The 16,259-nt window shown below is 72.0% G+C and carries 9 protein-coding genes, 1 rRNA gene and 1 pseudogene; 8 read left to right on the top strand and 3 right to left on the bottom strand.

Annotated elements, in window-relative coordinates; translation table 11 throughout:
• Positions 1-9 precede the first annotated feature (9 nt).
• A pseudogene (locus tag ABEB06_RS13805) lies at positions 10-1,661 on the bottom strand (carboxyl transferase domain-containing protein).
• A gap of 130 nt (positions 1,662-1,791) precedes the next feature.
• On the opposite strand from ABEB06_RS13805, the gene ABEB06_RS13800 reads away from it, so the two are divergent.
• The 4 genes from ABEB06_RS13800 to ABEB06_RS13785 all read left to right on the top strand — a co-directional run bounded on the left by ABEB06_RS13800 (position 1,792) and on the right by ABEB06_RS13785 (position 9,000).
• The gene (locus tag ABEB06_RS13800) at positions 1,792-2,403 is read left to right on the top strand and encodes an SACE_7040 family transcriptional regulator (RefSeq protein ID WP_345697153.1); all 612 of its coding nucleotides are present in this window, start codon (positions 1,792-1,794) and stop codon (positions 2,401-2,403) included.
• Between the two features lie 225 nt (positions 2,404-2,628).
• On the top strand, positions 2,629-6,330 hold the full coding sequence (locus tag ABEB06_RS13795; protein ID WP_345697152.1) for an ABC transporter ATP-binding protein: 3,702 nt from the start codon (positions 2,629-2,631) through the stop codon (positions 6,328-6,330).
• Positions 6,331-7,139: 809 nt separating this feature from the next.
• On the top strand, positions 7,140-8,405 hold the full coding sequence (locus tag ABEB06_RS13790; RefSeq protein ID WP_345697151.1) for an MFS transporter: 1,266 nt from the start codon (positions 7,140-7,142) through the stop codon (positions 8,403-8,405).
• 4 nt (positions 8,406-8,409) lie between these two features.
• Entirely contained in the window at positions 8,410-9,000 is a 591-nt protein-coding gene (locus ABEB06_RS13785) for an NUDIX hydrolase (protein WP_345697150.1), read from the top strand.
• A 38-nt stretch (positions 9,001-9,038) separates the two neighbouring features.
• On the opposite strand, the gene ABEB06_RS13780 is transcribed toward ABEB06_RS13785, so the two are convergent.
• A complete protein-coding gene (locus ABEB06_RS13780) occupies positions 9,039-9,551 on the bottom strand; it encodes a hypothetical protein (RefSeq protein WP_345697149.1) in 513 nt (170 codons plus the stop codon).
• A 119-nt stretch (positions 9,552-9,670) separates the two neighbouring features.
• Positions 9,671-10,765 (bottom strand): ABC transporter substrate-binding protein, encoded by a 1,095-nt coding sequence (locus tag ABEB06_RS13775; RefSeq protein WP_345697148.1) that lies wholly within the window; start codon positions 10,763-10,765, stop codon positions 9,671-9,673.
• A gap of 283 nt (positions 10,766-11,048) precedes the next feature.
• Between ABEB06_RS13775 and trpS the strand changes: the two genes are divergently transcribed.
• The 4 genes from trpS (at position 11,049) to ABEB06_RS13755 (ending at position 16,020) form a co-directional block, all read left to right on the top strand.
• Positions 11,049-12,098 carry a tryptophan--tRNA ligase gene (gene trpS / locus ABEB06_RS13770; protein ID WP_345697147.1) on the top strand — a complete coding sequence of 350 codons (1,050 nt, stop codon included), beginning with the start codon at positions 11,049-11,051 and terminating at the stop codon, positions 12,096-12,098.
• 211 nt (positions 12,099-12,309) lie between these two features.
• Positions 12,310-13,272 (top strand): S66 peptidase family protein, encoded by a 963-nt coding sequence (locus tag ABEB06_RS13765; protein ID WP_345697146.1) that lies wholly within the window; start codon positions 12,310-12,312, stop codon positions 13,270-13,272.
• A 10-nt stretch (positions 13,273-13,282) separates the two neighbouring features.
• Complete coding sequence (locus ABEB06_RS13760; protein WP_345697145.1) at positions 13,283-13,990, top strand: nucleoside/nucleotide kinase family protein; 708 nt, start codon at positions 13,283-13,285, stop codon at positions 13,988-13,990.
• 508 nt (positions 13,991-14,498) lie between these two features.
• Positions 14,499-16,020: ribosomal RNA gene (locus tag ABEB06_RS13755) — 16S ribosomal RNA — on the top strand.
• The last annotated feature ends 239 nt before the right edge of the window (positions 16,021-16,259 follow it).

Here is a 16,259-nt window from a genome sequence, read left to right as displayed (position 1 = left end):
GACCCCGGGTCACATCCGGAAGACGCCGTACGGCCGGGGTTCGGCCAGCGGGGCGTTGGCGCACGCGGTGAGCGCCAGGCCCAGCACGGTGCGGGTCTCCATCGGGTCGATCACGCCGTCGTCCCACAGCCGGGCGGTGGCGTAGTACGCGCTGCCCTGCCGCTCGTACTGCTCGCGGACCGGCCGCTTGAACTCGTCCTCGGCCTCGGCCGACCACTGCTCGCCCTGGCCCTCCAGCTGGTCCCGGCGGACGGTGGCGAGCACCGAGGCGGCCTGCTCGCCGCCCATCACGGAGATCTTCGCGCCGGGCCACATCCACAGGAAGCGCGGCGAGTAGGCCCGGCCGCACATCGAGTAGTTGCCCGCGCCGTAGGAGCCGCCGATCACCACGGTCAGCTTGGGCACGCGGGTGCAGGCCACCGCGGTGACCATCTTGGCGCCGTGCTTGGCGATGCCGCCCGCCTCGTACTGCCGGCCGACCATGAAGCCGGTGATGTTCTGCAGGAAGAGCAGCGGGATGCCGCGCTGGTCGCACAGCTCGATGAAGTGCGCGCCCTTCAGCGCCGACTCGGCGAACAGCACGCCGTTGTTGGCGACGATGCCCACCGGGTGCCCGTGGATCCGGGCGAACCCGGTGACCAGGGTGTTCCCGTACTCCGCCTTGAACTCGGCGAAGCGGCTGCCGTCCACCAGCCGGGCGATCACCTCACGCACGTCGTACGGCGTGCGCGGGTCCACCGGCACGGCGCCGTACAGCCCGGCCGGGTCGACGGCCGGCGGCTCCACCGGGGTGACCGTCCACGGGCGGGGGGCGCGCGGCCCGAGCCCGGCGACGATGGTGCGCACGATGGACAGCGCGTGCCCGTCGTCCTCGGCCAGGTGGTCGGTGACGCCGGAGGTCCTGGAGTGCAGGTCGCCGCCGCCCAGCTCCTCGGCGGTGACCACCTCGCCGGTCGCCGCCTTCACCAGCGGCGGCCCGCCCAGGAAGATGGTGCCCTGGTTGCGGACGATCACCGCCTGGTCGCTCATCGCCGGGACGTACGCGCCGCCCGCCGTGCACGAGCCGAGCACCGCCGCGATCTGCGGGATCCCGGCACCGGAGAGCCGCGCCTGGTTGTAGAAGATCCGGCCGAAGTGGTCGCGGTCCGGGAAGACCTCGTCCTGCATCGGGAGGAAGGCGCCGCCGGAGTCGACCAGGTAGACGCAGGGCAGCCGGTTCTCAGCGCCACGTCCTGCGCCCGCAGGTGCTTCTTCACCGTCATCGGGTAGTACGTGCCGCCCTTGACGGTGGCGTCGTTGGCGACCACCATCACCTCGCGCCCGGCCACCCGGCCGATGCCGGCGATCACGCCGGCCGCCGGGGCGGCGCCGTCGTACAGGCCGTCGGCGGCCAGCGGCGCCAGTTCGAGGAACGGCGAGCCGGGGTCGAGCAGGGTGTCGACCCGGTCGCGGGGCAACAGCTTGCCGCGCGCGGTGTGCCGCGCCCGTGCCTTCTCGCCGCCGCCGAGCGCGGCAGCGCCGAGCTTGCCGCGCAGTTCGGCGACCAGCGCCCGGTGCGCCTCGGTGTTCGCCCGGTAGGCCGCGGAGCCCGGATCGACCGAGCTCTCCAGTCGCGGCGCCGGCGCGGCCGGAGCGGTGGACCCTGCCTCAGAGAGGACCATTCCCAAGAGCTCCCTTGCCCTCGGAGCGGAAATGGGTACGCGGACGGGTGAGTCCGGCACCCGTGTTAATGAGCGTTAACTCCTGCCGCCAGGTTAACGGCCGATAACTCCACTGTCTACGATGGGCAGCATGCCGAACGTCCCCGCAGCCTCCGCGCTCCCACGCCGTGACCAGATCAGGAAGGAGGCCGCCCGCCTCTTCGCCGCCCGCGGTTTCCTCGGCGTCGGTGTCGACGAGATCGGCAAGGCGGTCGGCATCAGCGGTCCCGGCCTCTACCGGCACTTCGCCGGCAAGGACGCCATGCTCGCCGACCTCCTGATCGGCATCTCCGAGCGACTGCTGGAGGAGGGACGCCGCCGGGCGGGTGAGGCGGAGGGCCCGGGCGCGGCGCTGGACGCGCTGATCGGCGGCCACGTCGACTTCGCGCTCGACGACCGCGACCTGATCATCCTGCACGACCGCGAGCTGCTCCACCTGAAGGAGGAGGACCGCCGCAGGGTCCGCCGGCTCCAGCGCGGCTACGTGGAGCTCTGGGTGGAGGTGGTCCGCCAGGCCTTCCCGGCGCTCGCCGACGCCGACGCCGAGCCGGTCGCCCGCACCTCCGTGCACGCCGTGTTCGGCCTGCTCAACTCCACCCCGCACAGCGCCGACCGCTCCCCGCTGCCGCGCGACGGCATGGCCGCCCTGCTGCACACCCTCGCCCAGGGGGCCTTCGCCGCCGCCGCGGCCCGGGTCGCCTGAGCCCCGGGCCGTTCGAGTCCCGCGTCGTCCGAGCCCCGCGTCGTCCGAGCCCCGGGTCCCGGGCCCAAAGGCGGAGCCGGACCGGGACGCCGGTCCGGTGCCCCGACGCTCGCGGCGGCGCACCATGGAGCCGGGAAGCAACCGCGGTTCACCGTGGTTGAGGGTCCCGTAACGTCTCCGCAACGCGTGTGCCCACGTCCGGCCGAATGGTTAGTATCCCTAAATATGTCTGAGACTCACCGCTCTGACCCGGAGGCCGGCTGGCTGCGCCGCCTCGGCGGCTACTGCTGGCGCTACCGCCGCAACGTCCTGCTCTCCTTCGGCGCCTCGCTGGCCGGCATGGCGATCACCGCCGTGGTCCCGCTGATCACCAAGCTGATCATCGACGACGTGATCACCGCCCACACCCGTCCGCTGGCGCCCTGGGCGGTGCTGCTGCTGGTCGCGGCCGCGGTGGTGTTCCTCTGCACCCAGGTCCGCCGCTACTACGGCGGCCAGCTCGCCCTCGACGTGCAGCACGACCTGCGGGCCGACCTGTTCCGCTCGCTCACCCGCCTCGACGGCCACCGCCAGGACCGGCTGGACACCGGCCAGGTGGTCGGCCGGGCCACCTCCGACCTGCAGTTGATCAACGGCCTGCTGTCGATGCTGCCGATGATGACCGGCTACGGCCTGATGTTCGGCATGTCGCTCGTGGTGATGCTCTGGCTCTCGCTGCCGCTCACCCTGATCGCCCTGGTGATGGCCCCGGCCCTGTGGTGGCTCGCCACGCTCAGCCGCAAGCGGCTCTTCCCGGCCACCTGGGCCGCGCAGCAGGAGGCCGCGGCGGTCGCGGGCGTGGTGGACGCGGCGGTCGGCGGCGTCCGGGTGGTCAAGGGCTTCGGCCAGGAGGCCCAGGAGCGGGCCAAGCTGGAGGGCGTCTCCCGCTCCCTGTTCGCCGCCCGGCTCCGCTCGATCCGGCTGACCAGCCGGTACAACCCGGCGATGCAGGCGATCCCGGCGCTCGGCCAGGTGGCGGTGCTGGCCCTCGGCGGCTGGCTGGCCGTCCGCGGGGACGTCACGCTCGGCACCTTCGTCGCCTTCTCCACGTACGTGGCGCAGCTGACCGGCCCGGTCCGGATGCTCGCCATGGTGATCACCGTCGGCCAGCAGGCCCGGGCCGGCGTGGAGCGGGTGCTGCAGCTGATCGACCAGCGGCCGCTGGTCACCGAAGCGCCCGGCGCCCGCCCCCTCGACCTCTCCGCCGCCGCCCCCGGTACCCCGGCCCTGGAGCTCGACGGCGTGGAGTTCCACTACCGCGGCGAGGACCCGGGTCCCGGGGAGCCGGTGCTGAACGGCCTGACCCTGCGGATCGCCCCGGGGGAGACCCTGGCCCTGATCGGCTCCTCCGGCTCCGGCAAGTCCACCGTCGCCCAGCTGGTGCCCCGTTTCTACGACCCGACCTCCGGCACCGTCCGGCTCTACGGCCAGGACCTCCGCGAGCTCACCCTGGACTCGGTGCGCGGCGCGATCGGCACCGTGCCCGAGGAGAGCTTCCTGTTCTCCGAGAGCGTCCGCACCAACATCGCGTACGGCCACCCCGAGGCCACCGAGGAGCAGATCGAGGCGGCCGCCCGGATCGCCCAGGCGGACGGCTTCATCCGCGAGCTGCCCAACGGCTACGACACCAAGGTCGGCGAGCAGGGACTCACCCTCTCCGGCGGCCAGCGGCAGCGGATCGCGCTCGCCCGGGCCGTCCTCACCGACCCGCGGATCCTGCTCCTCGACGACGCCACCTCCGCCGTCGACCCGCAGATCGAGGCCGAGATCCACAGCGCCCTGGACAGCGTGATGGCCGGCCGCACCACCCTGCTGATCGCCCACCGCCGCTCCACCCTGCAGCTCGCCGACCGGATCGCCGTCCTCGACGCCGGCCGCCTGGTCGACCTCGGCACCCACGAGGAGCTCACCGCCCGCAGCCCCCGCTACCGGGCCCTGATCACCGATCCCGACGCGCTCGCCCCGCCCGCGCCCACCGAGCCGCCGGCCGCCGGGGAACCGGAGGAGCCGGAGCCCGCGCCCGCGAAGGACACCGGCACCGACCCCGAGCTGCTCGCCAAGGTCGCCGCCCTGCCGCCCGCCACCGACACCCCCGACATCCCGGTCGAGCAGGCCGAGGCCGTCGACCTGCGGTTCAGCCTGCGCCGCCTGCTCGCGCCGTTCCGCCGCCCGCTCGGCCTCGCCCTGCTGCTGGTCGCCCTCGACACCGCCGCCGGGCTGACCCTGCCCATCCTGATCCGGCACGGCATCGACGACGGCGTCTCCAAGGCCGCGATGAGCGGTGTCGCCGTCGCCTCGCTGCTGGCGCTCGCCGTGGTCCTGCTCGACTGGCTGGTCCAGTCCGCCGAGACCCGGGTCAGCGGCCGGACCGGTGAGCGGGTCCTCTACACCATGCGGCTGAAGATCTTCGCCCACCTCAACCGGCTCGGCCTCGACTACTACGAGCGTGAGCTGACCGGCCGGATCATGACCAGGATGACCACCGACGTCGACTCGGTCTCCAGCTTCCTGCAGACCGGCGTGGTCACCGCCGTGGTCAGCGTCTTCACCTTCCTCGGTATCTTCGCCGCCCTGCTGGTGATCGACGCCGGCCTCGCCCTGGTGGTCCTCGCGGTCCTCCCGCTGCTGGTGATCGCCACCCTGGTGTTCCGCAAGAAGTCCTCCGAGCAGTACCAGATCTCCCGCGACCTGATCTCCACCGTCAACGCCGACCTGCAGGAGAACGTCGCCGGCATGCGGATCGTCCAGGCGTTCCGCCGCCAGGGCGCCAACACCGACCGCTTCGTCGAGCGCGGCCTCGCCTACCGTGACGCCCGCGCCCGCGCGCAGCTCTACATCTCGCTGTACTTCCCGTTCGTCCAGTTCCTCGCCAGCGTCGCCAGCGCCCTGGTCCTCATCGTCGGCGCCTCCCGGGTCGACGACGGCACCCTGACCATCGGCGCCCTGGTCGCCTACCTGCTGTACATCGACCTCTTCTTCGCCCCCGTCAACCAGCTCTCGCAGATCTTCGACGGCTACCAGCAGGCCGCGGTCGGCCTCGGCCGGATCCGCGACCTGCTGCGCACCCCCACCTCCACCCCCGAGGCCGCCGACCCCGTCCCGGTCGAGAAGCTGCGCGGCGAGATCAGCTTCGAGGGCGTCTCCTTCGCCTACAACGGCGGCGGCGAAGGCAGCTCCGACGTGCTCACCGGCATCGACCTGCACGTCCCCGCCGGACAGACCGTCGCCCTGGTCGGCGAGACCGGCGCCGGCAAGTCCACCCTGGTCAAGCTGGTCGCCCGGTTCTACGACGCCACCGGCGGCACCGTCCGGGTCGACGGCACCGACCTCACCGCCTACCACCTCGCCGACTACCGGCACCGGCTCGGCGTCGTCCCGCAGGAGGCCTACCTCTTCGCCGGCACCGTGCGCGACGCCATCGCGTACGGCCGCCCCGACGCCACCGACACCGAGGTCGAAGCCGCCGCCCGCGCCGTCGGCGCCCACGAGATGATCACCAGGCTGAGCGGCGGCTACCGGCACGAGGTCGCCCCGCGCGGCCGCAACCTCTCCGCCGGACAGCGCCAACTCATCGCCCTCGCCCGCGCCGAACTCGTCGACCCCGACATCCTGCTGCTCGATGAGGCCACCGCCGCGCTCGACCTCGCCACCGAAGCCGCGGTCAACCGCGCCGCCGACCGCCTCTCCGGCGGCCGCACCACCCTGGTCATCGCGCACCGCCTCACCACCGCCGAACGCGCCGACCGGATCGTCGTCCTCGACCACGGCCGGATCGTCGAGGACGGCACCCACACCGACCTGCTCGCCCGTGACGGCGCGTACGCCGCACTCTGGCGCGCCTTCGTGGCCGAGGGCCACCACCACCCGCAGCCGGTCGGCGGCCGATAGTCGTTCGATCACGGAGGGATCTCGGCCGGGACGCAACTGTGCAGCTCAGCGGTTGCGAACCGGCCACCTCCGGCCGTCCGGGCAGGCACGCCTGGTAGACAGTCGGTGCGACCGAGCAGCTGGCCGGGAGCAAGTCCCCGGAACACCTCGGTCGAGAGGCCATGCCCATGTCCCCGCGCCCGCGCTCCGCCGCGCCCGCGGCCCTCTTCGCAGCCGGTGCCCTCCCCGCCTACCTGCTCCCCACCATCGTCGGCCGCCTCACCGGCGACCTCCACCTCACCACCGCCCGGTCCGGCGCCCTCGGCACCGCCTTTCTCCTCACCTCAGCCACCGCCGGCCTCCTCCTCGCCCGCCGCGCGAGCGCCGGCGGCCCGGCCGCCCAGCCCGCTGTCGGCGAGCCTCTTGGTCGAGTGGGCCGAGTGGGCCGAGTGGGCCGAGCCGCCCGCTCCGACGGGACCGATCCGGCCGACTGCCGGGCCGTCCCCGGCCCGGCCGGTCCGTCCTGCGGTGCGGGCATCGGTGGCCCGGCCGTCCGATTCGGCTCCGGAGGCGCTCCCGGCCCGGTGGGCCGAGTCGGCTGTGCCGATGGGGACGACCCGGCCGGTTTCCCGGTGCGCGCCCGTGCCGGCGACTTGGCCGAACGGTCCGACTCCGCCACTGCGCCCGGCCGTGCCCGCCACCACGGTCCCGCCGCTGCCCGCTCTGCGGCCGTGTCCGCCCCGGCCGGTGCGTCCTGTCCTGGGGGTGCCGGTGGCCCGGTCGTCCGGTTCGGCTGTGGCGGGCCTCTTGGCCACCGCGGCCGAGGGGGCGTGGCGGATCGGGCCGACCCGGCCGTCGCCGCCGTCCGGGGTGGTTCGGCCGGTCTGTCCGACTCCGCTGCTCCGTCCTGCCCGGGTGGCCGGTTCGGGGGTGCCGCTCCGGCCGCCGCCGTCCGGGGCGGTTCGGCCGGCACCCCGGGCGCCGCCCGTCGCCTCCGCCGGGCGCGCCGCACCTCGCGTACGGGAGGCTCGCCGTTCCTGCCCGGGCCCGCCGCGACAGCCGGCCGTCGGGCGCGGACCGGACTCGGGCTGCTGGCCCTCGGCTTCACGCTCGCCGCCGTCGCCGCCGCGGTCCCCGCCGTCCCGCTGCTCGTCGTCGGCTGTCTGCTCGGCGGTCTCGGGGCCGGCACGGCCACCGCTGCTGCGGCGACCGGGATCGCGGCCGCCCCCGACCCGCACCGCGTGACCGTCCGCGGTCTGCTCACCACCTCCGCCGCCGCATCCGCCCTCTACCTCCTGCTGCCGCACCTGGGTCCGTCGGCCGCACTCCCGTTCGCGGCCCTCGCGCTGTCCGCCCTCGCCGCCGTCCCGTTCACGCGCACCGCGGGCCGCACCCCCACCCCGACCCCCGTCTCCCGCGCCGCCGCACCCCGCTCCGGCCCGGCCGCCGGCTCCCGCCTCCGCGGCACCGTTCTCGCCGGAACGCTCGCCGTCTGGTCGATGGCCCAGAACGCCCTCTGGGGTGTCAGCGGGCGCCTCGGCGTCGAGCAGGTCGGTCTGGACGAGCAGTTCCTCGGCCTGGTGTTCGCGTCGGCCCTGGGCGGCGGACTGCTGGGCGTCCTCGCGGCGGGTGCGATCGGCCTCCGGCTGGGCCGCGCGGTGCCGATCTGCTTCGGCACGCTCACCATCGCCGGGTGCGCCGCGCTCACGGGCACCGCCGTCACGGCTGTTCCGTTCACGGCCGGTGAGCTGGTCTGGAACCTCTGCTACCCGTTCGTCTTCAGTCATCTGATCGGTGCGGCCGCGGCTCTCGACCGGTCGGGCCGCTGGGCGGTGCTCGCGGGCGCGGCGTCCTCCTTCGGCGTCGCGTGGGGCCCGCTGGTGGGCGCCTCCTTGGTCGCCGCGTCCGGTTATCCGGGTCTCGGTGCGGTCCTCGCCGGCCTGCTCGCGGTGACGGCCGTCCCGCTCACCCTGGTGGCCCGCCGCCGCACCCCGCCACCGGCTCCGGTGCCGGTGCCGGTGATCCGCATTCCGGCTCAACGCCGTTCGCAGGCCGCGGAATCGGCTCGACACCCCCAGGCGGCTCTGCGAGGGTGAGCGGATGCGACTTCCGAGGCTGAGGTTCAGGCGGTCCGGCGAACGAACGCCCCGTCAGGCAGCGAGAACCGTCGTCCTGGCTCCGGGCGGCGAGGTCTTCCTGCTCCGTTCCGACAACCGCGAGGTCGGGGTGCACTGGACGATGCCGGGTGGCGGCATCGACCCGGGAGAGTCCCCGCGCGAGGGTGCGACCCGCGAACTCGGCGAGGAGACCGGCTGGACCGACCTCACCCCGGGGCCGCTGCTGTGCACCTGGGAGCACGACTTCACGTGGCACGGCATCCCGGTCCGTCAGCACGAGCACATCTTCCTGACCACCGGCCCGCACCGGGGCCCGCTCGGTGACGTCAGTGAGGTCCACTCCGTCGACGGCATCCTCGACTGGCGCTGGTGGACCCCCGAGGAGCTGTCCGCCGAGGACGCCGATCCGCTCTGGCCCCCGCAGCTTCCCGAGCTGCTCGCCGCGGTCCGCGCCCGCGTCCTCGCGGGGGACACCGCCATCGAGCCCGTCGACCTCGGTTACGTTCCCAACGCCCCCAAGCCGTCCGGAACCGCCCGCCCCGTGGCTTCCCGCACCCGCACCCGCACCCGCTGAGCAGCGACCACCGCTGAGCAGCGGTCACCCGCTCGCGCCTACGTCCCGGTCCGCCGCCGCGTCCGCCCGGCCGGCGGTTCGGCCCGCCACTCCCGGGGGTCGAGCTCCCGGTCGTGCAGCGCCTCCGGGTTGATCAGCACGCTGATCCGGGTCGCGGCGAGCCCTTCCCGGTCCACGCCGGTCTCGGCGAGCAGGCGCTCGGTCGGTATCGACACCGTGATGGCGGGCCGCCACTCGGGCAGCACCACCTGCGTGGTGCCGTCCCCGAGCCGGACCAGCTCGACGGCCACCCGGCGCGCGCACGCCTGCCCGTCGGGCCCGCTGCCCGGCACCGGTCCGCGTCCGACCGAGCCGCCGATCAGCACGCCCATCGGCGGTCCCGCCCGGTCCTCCGGGGGCGCCGGATCGCCTGCCGGTTCCGCCGTTCCGGACTGCGTCGGCGGGCGCTGGCCGTGCACCCGGCTGAGCCGCCGCGAGGGCACCGGCCGCCGCAACTGCCGCCGCCGGACCGCTGCGGCTCCGTCGGGCGAGTTCTGGTCGGACGGGGTCATGCTGGGGATCCTCCTGAGTCCTGATCGGACGATCCTCCCGCACCCGACACCGTCCGGCCAACGGACCTACCCGGCCCGCCCGCGCCAGGAGTTGTTCGCCCACCCCCGACCACGGTCACTCAAGCCCCGGATACCACAGAAGCCTTGAGGTCGGAGAGCACCGCGCCCGCGGCCAGGACGCCCAGCCCGAGGAACCACGTCTCGTCCGAAACCTGGCGCACCCGGCCAGACTTGACCGCACCGAGGCTCTTCCAGCGCGCGCCGCCGAGGACCGCGTCCTGACCGGTCGAGCCCGGCGGGCCGTACGAGCCGTAGAACACCCAGTCGGCGTCCGCCTGCTCGATCTGCTCCGCTCCGACCTCGACCGCCAGCTCCTTCACCTGCTCGATCCTCGGTTGCGGCAGCGGGATGTCCGCCAGCACCGTGCCGATGAACGACAGCCCCGTGTACAGCCGGATCCTGCCCGGCATGAAGCGCAGCGGCGTCACGGTCGGCTTCCGGCCGCCCAGCGCCCGCCCGATCTCGCCCGCCGTGCTGCGGTACGCGTCCAGCTGCGCCCGGGCCTCGGCCTCCAGACCGAACGGCACCGCGTTCAGGGCGAAGTTCTCCTTCCACGGGTAGCCCGGACGGATCGAGAACACGGTCGGCGCGATCTTCGACAGCGCCGCGTACTGGTCCTGCGCGCGCAGCGTCGAACCGAGGATCAGGTCCGGCTTCAGCGCGGCGACCGCGCCCAGGTCGATGCCGGAGACGGTGCCCACCGGGGCCGGGCTGCCGGCCCTGTCCTTCAGGTACGCGGGCACGGCCGTCGACCCGTCGGCGTACGCGACTCCCACCGGCTGGACGCCGAGCGCCACCACGTTGTCCAGTTCACCGGTGTCCAGCACCACCACCCGCACCGGCCGCGCCGGAATCACCGTCGAACCCATCGCGTGCGTCACGGTCCGCGGGAACACTCCGGCGGCCGCGTCGGTGCCGAACCCCCTGGTCCGCTCGACCACCGCCAGGTGGTCGCCGCCCTGCTGCACCGCGGGCGGCCGCGGTGTCGCAGCGGCGGAGGCCCCGCCGCCCCTGCCTCGGCTCCCGCCGTTCCCGCCGTTCCCGCCCGAGCCGTCGCAGGCGGTGAGCAGACCGCCGAGGCCGAGGACGGCGCCGCTCGCCAGAACGGCGCCGAGGAAGGCACGCCGGGAGGCGCGGGGAGTGGTGCTGGCCACGGGTTCTCCTCCGACCGGGGCGTCACATGAGGTGAGGCAAACCTATCCGACGCCGTCCGCCCCGATCGCCCGGCCGGAACTCCCTACCGGTCCGTCCAGCCGCGGGGCTACCCTGAACGCCATGAAGACCACGTCGTGCCTGAGCTGGTGGCCGTCCTGAGGACGGCACCCCACGCATGACCCCAGGGCCGTCCGTACGGGCGGCCCTGTCGCGTTCCCTCCGGACGCGGGGACCCGCACCGGCGGGCGGTCACCACCCGACCACCCGTTCCGAGGAGTCACCGTGCAGACCACCCCCGCCCGCACCGCCACCACCACCGCTCCCACCACCACCCAGGACGCCCCCGCCGTCGCACCCCGCATCCTGACCGGGGACCGTCCCACCGGTCCGCTCCACCTCGGCCACTACTTCGGCACCCTGCGCAACCGCGTCCGACTCCAGGCCGACGGCCACGAGCTCCTGCTGGTCATCGCCGACTACCAGGTCATCACCGACCGGGACGTGGCCGACCGCCCCGCCGAGCACGCCGAGAACCTGGTCCTCGACTACCTCGCCTCCGGCGTGGACCCCGAGCGGGCGGTGATCTTCACGCACAGTGCGGTCCCGGCCCTCAACCAGTTGATGCTGCCCTTCCTCAGCCTGGTCACCGTGGCCGAACTCGGCCGCAACCCCACCGTCAAGGACGAGATCGCCCACTCCCGCCAGTCCGCCGTCAGCGGACTGATGTTCACGTACCCCGTCCACCAGGCCGCCGACATCCTCTTCTGCAAGCCCGACCTGGTACCCGTCGGCCAGGACCAGCTCCCGCACCTGGAGACCACCCGCACCATCGCCCGTCGCTTCAACGACCGCTACGGCCGCGGGACGACCGTCTTCCCCGAACCCCGGCCCCTGCTCTCCGACGCGCCCCTGGTCCTCGGCACCGACGGGACCAAGATGAGCAAGAGCCGCGGCAACGCCATCCCGCTCGGCGCCGACGAGGACCGCACCGCCGAACTCGTCCGCGCCGCCGTCACCGACACCGACCGGCACATCACCTACGACCCGGACGCCCGACCCGGCGTCGCCGCCCTCCTCACCCTCACCGCCCTCTGCCAGGGCCGGCGACCCGAGCAGATCGCCGAGGAGATCGGATCCGCCGGCGCCGCCCGCCTCAAGCAGGTCACCACCGAGACCCTCAACGAACACCTCCGCCCGCTCCGCGCCCGCCGCGTCGAACTCGCCGCCGATCGCGAGCAGCTGCGCCGGATCCTGCGCACCGGCAACGAACGCGCCAACGCCATCGCCGACACCACCCTCGCCGAGGTCAGGAGCGTCATGGGCGGCAGCTGAGGGTCCGGCGGCAGGGCCCCGTCGCGGGGCGATCCGCCGCGGCGCCCGCCGCAGAACCCGCCGCAGAACCCGTCGCGCAAGCGTCCCCGCCGCCCCGGGCGGGGATACCGTCACCGGACGGACATCCCCGCCCACCCCGAGAACCTCGTCCTCCACCGGGTACCCGCTTGTCCAGCGGTCCCGGAAACCCCGCACGAGACGGAGACAGACGATGCCCCAGCCGCCGACCGGCCCCGCCGACGCACGACCGCGCCGCCTGGTCCCCGGCGACCGCGTCGCCCTGATCGCCCCCAGCGGAGCGGTGGTCGAGCCCGGCCCGCTCGCGGCGGGCACCGAGCTCCTCCGTTCGTGGGGCCTCGACGTGCTGACCCTCCCGCACGTCCACGACACCCATCCCGACCTCGTCCACCTCGCCGGCACCGACGCGGACCGGGCCGCCGACTTCCACAGCGCCTGGCTCGATCCCTCCGTCGCCGCCGTCATCTGCGTCCGCGGCGGGTTCGGCGTCCAGCGCATGATCGACCTGCTCGACTGGGACGCCCTGCGGGCCGCACCGCCCAAGACCTTGGTCGGCTACAGCGACATCACCGTCCTGCACGAAGCCGTCCACACCCGCCTCGGCGTCCCCACCCTCTACGGCCCGATGGCCGGAATCGGCTCCTTCACCTCCGACCACCGGACCGCCGACCACCTCCGCCGCACCCTCTTCCACCCGGAGACGACCACCGTCATCCGCTCCGGTGGAACCGCACCCTTGGTCCCCGGCCGCGCCCGCGGGACCCTCGCCGGCGGCTGCGTCTCCCTGCTCGCCTCCGAACGCGGCACCCCCACCGCCCGGCCCTCCTTCGCCGGCACCCTCCTCATCCTTGAGGACGTCAACGAACAGCCCTACCAACTCGACCGGATCCTCACCCAACTGCTCCGCTCCGGCGCCCTCGACGGCGTGGCCGGAGTCGTCCTCGGCTCGTGGGAGAACTGCGGGCCGCCCGAGGACGTCCGCCGGGTCATGGAGGACCGCCTCGCCCCGCTCGGCGTCCCCGTCCTGTGGAACCTCGCGTTCGGGCACGGCCCGTCCGCCCTCACCATCCCGCTGGGCGTCCCCGCCGTCCTCGACGCGACCGCCGGCACCCTCACCCTCGACCGACCGGTTCTCGGCACCCCGAACGGTCAGTAAGGTGCGCCCCATGCACCACGAAGGCCCGCTTCCCACCCCCACTTCGCCCGCGGCGCTGGTCGAAGACGCACTGCGCCTGCTCCACGGCTCGGGCAGCCGCCACGGCCGCGCCGTCCTCGGCCTGGCCGGCCCGCCGGCCGCCGGAAAGTCCACCCTCGCCGCACACTTGATCACCGAGATCACCCGCCGAGAAGGCCCTGAGACGGTCGCCTACCTCCCGCTCGACGGCTTCCACCTCTCCAACGCCCAGCTCGACCGGCTCGGCCTGCGCGCCCGCAAGGGGTCGCCCGAGAGCTTCGACGCCTGGGGCTACGCCGCGCTCCTCCAGCGCGCCGCCGCCGACCGCTTCCGCGACGTGTACGTCCCCGACTTCGACCGCACCCTCGACGAACCCATCGCAGCCCGCCACGTCATCCGCCCCCACACCCGCCTCGTCATCACCGAGGGCAACTACCTCGCCTCCGACGACGCCCCTTGGCAGGCCGCCCGCCGGCACCTCCACGAGCTCTGGTACCTCGACACCGCCGACGCCGTCCGCGACGCCCGTCTCCTCGACCGCCACCGCACCGGCGGCCAGACCTCGCAGGACGCCCGCCACCGCATCGACAGCAACGACCACCCCAACGGCGAGTACGTGAAGGCCGGCGCCCCGCTCTGCACCCGGATCGTCCAGCTGCCGGATTTGCACCCGACGCCGGTTGGGCGTAGTGTTTCCTAGTCGCTCGGCAGGGAGCACCGGACACGTGTCTGCGTGGACGGTCCCGGGGCGGCCAATCCTTGGAACACCACTTCTGATCCGTGACGGGTTGCGTCTGTTCGCGTCTCCGTTCGTATTTGTCGTGCGCGTTTAATTGGGTTGCGGCCGGATTCGCTTTTCGGAGCGGGGATCGGCTAGAGTTTGAAACGTCGGACGGGCCGTCAGGTCGCGGAAGGCGAAAGCGAGTCGGGAAAGCACACGGTGCGGATCTGATAAGCTGGAAACACGAAAGAACGAAGCGCCCGGAGGGCCCGCTGGAAGGCGGTCCGAAGGAAGTGTCCGTTCCTTGAGAACTCAACAGCGTGCCAAAAGTCAACGCCAGATATGTTGACATCCCCGGCCTCAGAGTATTCTGGGGTTGGAGATTCCTTTTGAAATAACACTAGCGAGGACGCAGTGCGCGGGACCGCCCTATTCCGGTGGTTGCCGTGCCGCTCGACGCGAGTGTGCACCCGATGACGGGTAATCATTCACGGAGAGTTTGATCCTGGCTCAGGACGAACGCTGGCGGCGTGCTTAACACATGCAAGTCGAACGGTGAAGCCCTTCGGGGTGGATCAGTGGCGAACGGGTGAGTAACACGTGGGAAATCTGCCCTGCACTCCGGGACAAGCCTTGGAAACGAGGTCTAATACCGGATATGACCTTCCTCTGCATGGGGGTTGGTGGAAAGCTCCGGCGGTGCAGGATGATCCCGCGGCCTATCAGCTTGTTGGTGGGGTAATGGCCTACCAAGGCGACGACGGGTAGCCGGCCTGAGAGGGCGACCGGCCACACTGGGACTGAGACACGGCCCAGACTCCTACGGGAGGCAGCAGTGGGGAATATTGCACAATGGGCGAAAGCCTGATGCAGCGACGCCGCGTGAGGGATGAAGGCCTTCGGGTTGTAAACCTCTTTCAGCAGGGAAGAAGCGCAAGTGACGGTACCTGCAGAAGAAGCACCGGCTAACTACGTGCCAGCAGCCGCGGTAATACGTAGGGTGCGAGCGTTGTCCGGAATTATTGGGCGTAAAGAGCTCGTAGGCGGCCTGTCGCGTCGGATGTGAAAGCCCGGGGCTTAACCCCGGGTCTGCATTCGATACGGGCAGGCTAGAGTGTGGTAGGGGAGATCGGAATTCCTGGTGTAGCGGTGAAATGCGCAGATATCAGGAGGAACACCGGTGGCGAAGGCGGATCTCTGGGCCATTACTGACGCTGAGGAGCGAAAGCGTGGGGAGCGAACAGGATTAGATACCCTGGTAGTCCACGCCGTAAACGTTGGGAACTAGGTGTTGGCGACATTCCACGTCGTCGGTGCCGCAGCTAACGCATTAAGTTCCCCGCCTGGGGAGTACGGCCGCAAGGCTAAAACTCAAAGGAATTGACGGGGGCCCGCACAAGCAGCGGAGCATGTGGCTTAATTCGACGCAACGCGAAGAACCTTACCAAGGCTTGACATACGCCGGAAACGTCCAGAGATGGGCGCCCCCTTGTGGTCGGTGTACAGGTGGTGCATGGTTGTCGTCAGCTCGTGTCGTGAGATGTTGGGTTAAGTCCCGCAACGAGCGCAACCCTTGTTCTGTGTTGCCAGCATGCCTTTCGGGGTGATGGGGACTCACAGGAGACTGCCGGGGTCAACTCGGAGGAAGGTGGGGACGACGTCAAATCATCATGCCCCTTATGTCTTGGGCTGCACACGTGCTACAATGGTCGGTACAAAGGGCTGCGATGCCGCGAGGCGGAGCGAATCCCAAAAAGCCGGCCTCAGTTCGGATTGGGGTCTGCAACTCGACCCCATGAAGTTGGAGTTGCTAGTAATCGCAGATCAGCATGCTGCGGTGAATACGTTCCCGGGCCTTGTACACACCGCCCGTCACGTCACGAAAGTCGGTAACACCCGAAGCCGGTGGCCTAACCCTTGGGAGGGAGCCGTCGAAGGTGGGACCAGCGATTGGGACGAAGTCGTAACAAGGTAGCCGTACCGGAAGGTGCGGCTGGATCACCTCCTTTCTAAGGAGCACACAGCAGCTTCGGACGAGTGTTCCGGAGTGCTCGCTCATGGGTGGAACGTTGACTATTCGGCATACACGGTGATGACCGTCAGTACTGCTCTTCGGGGCGTGGAACGCGGATCGGGGTCGGGTGTGTCGGGCACGTTGTTGGGTCCTGAGGGAACGGAAACGTTGTCTCAGTGCCGGTCTCACTTGAGGGTGCTTCAGGGCATTCGAGGGTGGGTGTCTGGTCGTTGT

Source organism: Kitasatospora terrestris, from assembly GCF_039542905.1.
GTDB classification, from domain to species: domain Bacteria; phylum Actinomycetota; class Actinomycetes; order Streptomycetales; family Streptomycetaceae; genus Kitasatospora; species Kitasatospora terrestris.
The sequence above is the reverse complement of the archived record's forward strand: the minus strand, read 5'-3'. Positions and strand labels throughout refer to the sequence as shown.

Bases quoted from the DNA above. Each gene is read 5' to 3' on its own strand.
- ABEB06_RS13785 (WP_345697150.1), top strand. From the start codon at position 8,410: ATGCGACTTCCGAGGCTGAGGTTCAGGCGGTCCGGCGAACGAACGCCC.
- ABEB06_RS13765 (WP_345697146.1), top strand. From the start codon at position 12,310: ATGCCCCAGCCGCCGACCGGCCCCGCCGACGCACGACCGCGCCGCCTG.
- ABEB06_RS13800 (WP_345697153.1), top strand. From the start codon at position 1,792: ATGCCGAACGTCCCCGCAGCCTCCGCGCTCCCACGCCGTGACCAGATC.
- ABEB06_RS13760 (WP_345697145.1), top strand. From the start codon at position 13,283: ATGCACCACGAAGGCCCGCTTCCCACCCCCACTTCGCCCGCGGCGCTG.
- ABEB06_RS13780 (WP_345697149.1), bottom strand. From the start codon at position 9,551: ATGACCCCGTCCGACCAGAACTCGCCCGACGGAGCCGCAGCGGTCCGG.
- ABEB06_RS13795 (WP_345697152.1), top strand. From the start codon at position 2,629: ATGTCTGAGACTCACCGCTCTGACCCGGAGGCCGGCTGGCTGCGCCGC.